General features: G+C 56.1%; 1 protein-coding gene. It reads left to right on the forward strand.

Annotated elements, in window-relative coordinates; all coding sequences use genetic code 11:
• The coding region (locus ACFULV_RS34895; RefSeq protein WP_378664375.1) for a condensation domain-containing protein at positions 1–3,029 on the forward strand (3,029 nt) is incomplete at both ends.

Raw genomic sequence — 3,029 nt, forward strand, 5'->3', positions numbered from 1 at the left:
TCGACGCCGGTCGAGGAAAAACTGGCCGCGATCTATGCGCAGGTGTTGGGTTTGGAGCGCGTCGGTGTCGACGACTCGTTCTTCGACCTCGGCGGTGACAGCATCCTGTCGATACAGGTTGCTTCGAAAGCCCGGACAATGGGGATAGTCCTCAAGTCACGTGACGTTTTTCTGGAGAAGACTGTTGCCGGAGTGGCCGGTGTCGCGGTCGTTGTCGATCGCGTCGAGGAGACGCCGGAAGACGGTGTCGGTGATGTCGAGCTCACTCCCATCATTTCCTGGCTAGAAGGGGTCGAAGGTCCGATCGAGGACTTCAACCAGGCCATGATTCTGCAGGCGCCAGCTGGAGTCGAATTCAGCGATGTGGTGGTTCTTCTACAGGCATTGTTAGATCGACACGACATGTTGCGTGCACAGGTCAGCACGGGATCTGATGGCGACTGTGGATGGCTGTTGCGTGTCCGTGAACCTGGTTCCGTCGTGGCTGCGGAGCATTTGGTACGGGTGGATTCGCTCTCCCCGGCGCACGCTGCCGAGGCTCGTTCCAAGTTGGAACATTCAGCCGGTAGAATGATCAGTGGCATATGGGCCGAAGATTCCAGCCAGCTGCTTCTGATAATTCATCATCTGGTCGTGGATGGCGTTTCATGGCGTATTCTTCTCGACGATATCAATAGCGGATGGAGTTCCTATCGCCATGACAGGGCGGTGAATATTCCACTCGGTGGCACATCATTCCGTCGCTGGGCATCGCTGCTGTCGGAGTACGCACACTCTACCGAGGTTGTCTCGCAAAAATCTGCATGGTCTGAGCTCGGAGAGGTTCCTTCGCTCCTGCCGGCCGCGGACCCCTTGAAAGATACTTTCGCGACAGCGGGCAGAGTATCGATGAGTTTGAGCAGTGATAGTACTCGGCTCTTGATGGGGCGGGTACCTGCGGCGTTTCATTCCGGGGTACATGAAATCCTTCTCATTGCTTTCGGGTTGGCTATCGCTGAGTTCACGGATTCCTCTGAAACGCCGATTATCGTCGATGTCGAAGGTCATGGCCGCGACCATGAGTTTGCTGCGGATATTGATCTGACTCGGACTATCGGATGGTTTACCACGAAATATCCTGTGTTGCTGGAATTGGATTCGGTTCCATGGCAGCGCGTGATCGATGGTGGTGAGGAACTCGGAGATGTGGTCAAACGTGCGAAGGAGCGGTTGCGGGCGAGCCCGGACGGATTGACATATGGGTTGCTGCGGTATCTGAACTCGGATGACGAGTTGGAGGCTGCTGACCCGACGATCGGGTTCAATTACTTGGGCCGTATCGACGCATCCACGGGCTCATCGCCGATCGGTGATCTAGCTACCGATGGACGTTGGCGGATGTCGATAGCTGATGATTCTCTCGGTTGCAGCAAGACCGCGATGCCGGTAATGCACACCGTTGAGGTCAACGCGGTCGCGACAAATACCGCAGACGGTCTGACACTTCATGCCAGCTGGACCTGGGCAACGTCGAAACTCGACCTCAGCCAGGTTGTCAGACTCGGGGAACTATGGTTCGAGGCGCTTGAGGGGATCATCGATCACGTACGTGACGGCGGTGGTGGTCTGACACCATCGGATGTGGCTTTGGCCAGCGTGGATCAACATCAAATCCAAAACATCGAATACGAATATGACACTGCCGATATTTTGCCGCTTGCTCCATTGCAAGAGGGTTTGCTATTCCACGTCGTCTATGGAGATGATGCGGGTGCGGCATATGCGTCCCAGATAGATATCGGGTTGGCCGGTATGGTGGACGTGCCGCGTCTGAGCGATGCTGTCCAGTCGGTGGCTGGTCGGCATCCGAACCTTTGCGCCAGGTTTGTCTATGAGAACCTCGACAAGCCGGTACAGGTCATCCTGGCAAACCCGGAGGTGCCGTGGCGGTTTGTAGACCTGGCTGATGAAGTCGACGATGCCGCACGGTTGAGACAGATTCTGCGGGAGGAACGCTCCGCAGTTTGCAATTTCACCCATGAGTCGCCCAGTCGTGGTCTGCTGGTTAGGTTGGCCGAGGACCGCTATCGGTTTGTCTTCACCAGTCACCACATCGTTTATGATGGCTGGTCCTTGCCGCTGGTGATTAGTGAGATCTTCGCGATCTATAACCGTGAAAATCTGCGACCTGCAGTTCCGTATAGCAAGTTTCTATCCTGGCTGTCGGAACAAGATACTGTGGCCGCAGAAGATGTTTGGAGTTCGGTATTCGAGGGTTTCGAAACGCCTACTCTGGTCCGCACCCCCGATCATGGGAGTCGGACCGGGGGACGTGAAAGCAATACTTACCGGATGTCGGCGCGGACGACTCGTGGTATTCGGGATCTAGCCAGGTCTCAGAGCACTACCGCGAGCACGGTTGTTCAGGCTGCATGGGCCCAATTGTTGAGCTCGATGACTGGTAGCGGCGATGTTGCGTTTGGCATGACGGTGTCTGGCAGGCCGGCGGACCTGGCAGGTGCCGAGTCCATGGTCGGGTTGTTCATCAACACAGTTCCAGTTCGTGCGGTGGTTGATCCGGCGCATTCTGTATCCGATCTTATTGATCAGTTGCAGGCTGAATACAACAGCACACTTGATCATCAGCATCTTGCTCTTTCTCGTATCCATCGCGTGACGGGGCATAAAGCACTTTTCGATACCCTGTTCGTGTTCGAGAATTATCCGATCGAGACTTCCCTGGCCGAGCTGGGTGGAGACTCTTTGACGGTGACTGATCTGCAGAGCCACGAAGCTAATCATTATCCGCTGACGATCCAGGTCCTCCCCGGCGATGAACTGGGATGCAGGATCGAGTTCCGTACCGATGTGTTCGATGAGGTGACCGTTCAACGGTTGGTGACCAGGTTGGAGCGGATCCTGCAGGGGATGGTCGCTGATCCGGGTCAGAGGTTGTCGGCGATCGAGTTGCTGGACGAGGTCGAGTCCGGGCAGCTGGATGTGTTGGGTAACCGGGGTGTGCTGGGTGAGACGGGTGTCGGGGTATCGAT

It is taken from the genome of Nocardia sp. NPDC057272, assembly GCF_042668615.1.
Lineage (GTDB): Bacteria > Actinomycetota > Actinomycetes > Mycobacteriales > Mycobacteriaceae > Nocardia.